This window comes from Skermanella sp. (assembly GCF_059503625.1).
Genome location: NZ_JCACHA010000116.1, coordinates 1 through 3822 on the forward strand (window position 1 = coordinate 1; position 3822 = coordinate 3822).

4 protein-coding genes are annotated in these 3822 nt (G+C 65.7%); all 4 read right to left on the bottom strand.

What is annotated here, in order from left to right:
* Positions 1 to 38 precede the first annotated feature (38 nt).
* A complete protein-coding gene (locus AC5JJ6_RS03175; protein WP_496040653.1) occupies positions 39 to 794 on the bottom strand; it encodes a copper resistance protein B in 756 nt (251 codons plus the stop codon).
* A 14-nt stretch (positions 795 to 808) separates the two neighbouring features.
* On the bottom strand, positions 809 to 2536 hold the full coding sequence (locus AC5JJ6_RS03180; protein WP_496040654.1) for a copper resistance system multicopper oxidase: 1728 nt from the start codon (positions 2534 to 2536) through the stop codon (positions 809 to 811).
* 11 nt (positions 2537 to 2547) lie between these two features.
* Positions 2548 to 3120: a cupredoxin domain-containing protein gene (locus tag AC5JJ6_RS03185; protein ID WP_496040655.1), complete on the bottom strand. Its 573-nt coding sequence runs from the start codon at positions 3118 to 3120 to the stop codon at positions 2548 to 2550.
* Positions 3121 to 3446: 326 nt separating this feature from the next.
* The coding region (locus AC5JJ6_RS03190; RefSeq protein ID WP_496040656.1) for a hypothetical protein at positions 3447 to 3822 on the bottom strand (376 nt) is incomplete at its 5' end.

Genomic DNA, 3822 nt, shown 5'->3' on the forward strand with positions numbered 1-3822 from the left:
AAAGCCCCTGGGGGCCGGATGACCGGCCCCCGTCGCTGTCAGAACCAGAAACGGACCCCCGTGACGAAGGACAGATCGCCGGCATCCTCGCCGTGATCGCGGGCGATGTCCGCCGTCTCGCCCAGCTTGCGCTCCCAGTTGACGCCGATATACGGGGCGAATTCCCGGACGACCTCGTAACGCAGGCGCAGGCCGAGATCGACGTCGTTGAAGCCTGGTCCGATGTCGAGTTCCCGCACCCGCTGGGCCGAGGCGTTGACCTCGACCCGCGGCTGGAGGATCAGCTTCTGCGTGATCAGAAGGTCGTACTCCGCCTCCAGCCGCGCACTGAAGTCGCCCTCCTCGCTCACGAACAGCTGAGTGGTCACGTCGAAGAAATACGGCGCCACGCCCTGAAACCCGAGAACGCCGTAAGTGGTCTGCGGCCGGGGCCGGACGTCGTGCCGGACGCCGACCTGTGCATCCCAGAACTCGGATGTCATGCGGCTGTAGAGAAGCTGGAACTCCGCCGTCTCGACACCGCCTTCGACAGGCTTGCCGCCTTCGGAGTTGAACCGGATCTTGTTGGTGTCGCCACCGATCCAGCCCTGCACGTCCCAATCGATCGAATTCTCCCCATCCCGCCAGCGGTGTTCGAGCCGGTCGATGAGAAGCGTCGCAAGAACGGGCGGCTCCTCGTGGAACTGTTGGGAGGCGTGCTCGCCGGCGGCCCGGGCCGAGCCTGCGGAGAGCGCCCCCAGAACGGCCACGGCCACCAAAGCGACCCATTGCCGTACCCTTGTCGTCATTGTCATGCGCCGTTCCCGGATCAAAGGCTTGCCGTGCGGGGTTCGACGATGAAACGCGTCATCATGCCCGAGGCCATGTGGTAGAGGAGGTGGCAGTGGAATGGCCACTCGCCGGGTTCGTCCGTGGTCAGCTGCACCGTGGTTGCCTGCCCCGGCGGGACGAGCACGACATGCTTCCTGGGCATCCGGTCCTTTTGGCCGTTCTCGATTTCCATGAACATCCCGTGCAGGTGCATCGGGTGAGCCATCATGGTCGTGTTCACGAACCGGATGCGGACCCGGTCACCGTAGGCGACCCGGATCGGGGCTCCTTCGTCGAACTTCCGGCCGTTCAGCGTCCAGATATAGCGCGACATCATGCCCGTCAGCTGGACCTCGATCTCGTGCGTGGGCTCCCGCGGTTCCTTTGCCTTGGCAAGCGCCTTCAGGTCCGCGTAGGAAAGGGCCTTGGCGCCGGGCGGCGTCGCCGCATCGCCCCATCCCGTCGCCCGATCCTGGCTCTCCGCCGCACCATGAGCCGTTCCGGGCATGGCGCCATGGTCCATGCCGGGCATCGAGCCATGGTCCATGCCGGCCATGGCGCCATGATCCATGCCCGACATCTGACCGTGGTCCATGCCCGTCATCGAGCCGTGGTCCATGCCGTGGGCCATTGCCATGTCGGCCATCGTCAGGGTCGCGCGCGGACGCCGTTCGGGGATCTCGCCCTCCATTCCTTCACGGGTCGCAAGCGTGGCCCGGGCAAAGCCCGTGCGGTCGATGGATTCGGCGAAGAAGGTGAAAGGCTTGTCTTCCGTGGGCATGACGATGGCGTCGTAGGTTTCCCCGACGCCGAAGCGGAACTCATCGACCTTCACCGGCACGACGTTCTGACCGTCCGCCGTCACCACCGTCATGGGCAGTCCGGGAATGCGCACATCGAAAATCGACATCGCCGAACCGTTGATGATCCGCAGCCGCACGCGCTCGCCGGGCTTGTAGAGTGCGGTCCAGTTGTCGCGCGGTCCCTTGCCGTTGACCAGGAACTGGTAGCCGGTCACGTCGGCGATATCGGTCGCATCCATGCGCATCTCGCCCCAGGAAAGACGGTCGCCGATCGTGGCGCCCAGGCCGTCGCGCCGGGCGTCCCTGAAGAAATCGACCAGGGTGCGTCTGTCGTTGTTGTAGTAGCCTTCGCTGACCTTGAGCTTGCGCAGGACGTTTTCGGGGTTCTCCGGCGTGTGGTCGGAAAGCAGGACCACGTAGTCGCGGTCGGCGCGGACGGGATCGCGCCCTGCCGGTTCGATCACGATGGCACCGTACATGCCCTCCTGCTCCTGCGAGGCGGAGTGGCTGTGATACCAGTATGTGCCCGCCTGACGCAGTTTGAAGCGGTAGGTGTAGGTCTGCCCCGGCATGATCGGCTGATAGCCGTTGAAGCCGGGGGAGCCATCCATGACGCCTTGGAGCAGCAGTCCGTGCCAGTGGATGGAGGTCGGCTCGTCCAGCAGGTTGGTGGCGTGGATGACGACTTCCTGTCCCTCCCGCCAGCGTAGCGTGGGCGCCGGGATCGAACCGCCTATGGAGATGGCGCGGCTGGTTTCGCCGTCGATGGTGATTCGGGTCCGTTCGACCGCCAGGTCGACAGCCTCGTCCGGGGCCGCGAACACCCGGCGCCCCGGATAGACCGTGACGATGCCGGCGAAACCCGCCGCCCCTGCGAGCTTGAGGGCGTCACGGCGGGATAGTCCATGGGGTGCATTGGTCATGCCGTCCTCCGTCAGCGCTGGAAGTTCACTTTGCCGACCATGCCGGCCTCGTAATGGCCGGGCATGTTGCAGGCGAATTCGAGGGAGGCCTGCTTCGTGAATTTCCAGGTCAGTTCCCGGGTCTGCCCCGGATCGACGAGCACGCTGTTGGGATCGTCGTGTTTCATGGAGCGGTCCATACCGGGCATTTTGGAATGGTCCATGTTCATCATCTTCTGATCCACGCCGGTCGCGGTCAGCATGCCGTGCTCGACCATCATGGCCATTTGCTTCTGATGGTCCGCATGCATGGCCGCCGTGCCGATATTGAACTCGTGCAGGAACTCGCCGGTGTTCCGGATGACGAAACGGACCGTTTCACCGGCCTTCACCGGGACGGTTTCCGGCTCGTAGAAATTGTCGCCCATGGTGATCCTGACGGTTCGCGTCTTGGCGGTCGCCTTGGCGGGCTCGCCGATCGCGGCCGTGTCGTGCTTGTGACCGGCCTCGCCCGGAGCGGCGAAGGCAAGGTGCGAACCGGCCAGCAAGGTGCCGGCGGCGAACAAGGCGGCGATGGCGTGCAAGGTGTGCGTGTTCATACGCATTTCGGGTGTCCTCCGTCTCTGGCCCTGCGCATGCGGGCGGAGGCCAGGACTCTCGCGGCTGCCGGCTATCGCGGCCGGAGCGTGCGGGAGTGGAATTCATGGGTCGGCGGATCGCCCATCGGCCCGGAGCCATGGGGCCGGAGCCATGGGGAACGACACCTGCGGGCCGGCCGGGTGCATGCACAAGGCTGGAACATCGCGGATCGATCGTTCTCCAGCGGAGGTCCGGGATCGGGACTGGGTCGATGCGCCCGTTGCGGCGACTTCCACCGGCGGCGGAAACGCGCCGAAGCCTCAAACCCGCGGCGGAACGCGGATCGGAAGCCTTAGACCGTTACCCGCGGCGGGCGGCGCAGGGGAGATACCGTCCGCTTCCTCAGCGGATCGTCGGTAAGGAACCGGACGCGGATGGAACTGTATCCGGCAGCGCTCAGTTGAAAGCTGGGGGCATCCAGCGCCGCGATGAAACCGCAGGCCACGACGCAGCATCCCGTGTGAGAGGCCTTCGACCGGTCCTCATGGCCTTCCCGATGCTCGGCTTCGCCCTGATGCCGGTGATCGTGGCGGCCCCGATGCTCCGCCGGCTCGTCGCAGTCGGCTGCGGCAACGCTGCCTGCGCCGCTGCCGGTGGCGTGATGAAGCACGCCGGCCATCGCGCCATGAGGCATGCCCAAGCCTCCCCATCCGATGAGGAGGCCGAAC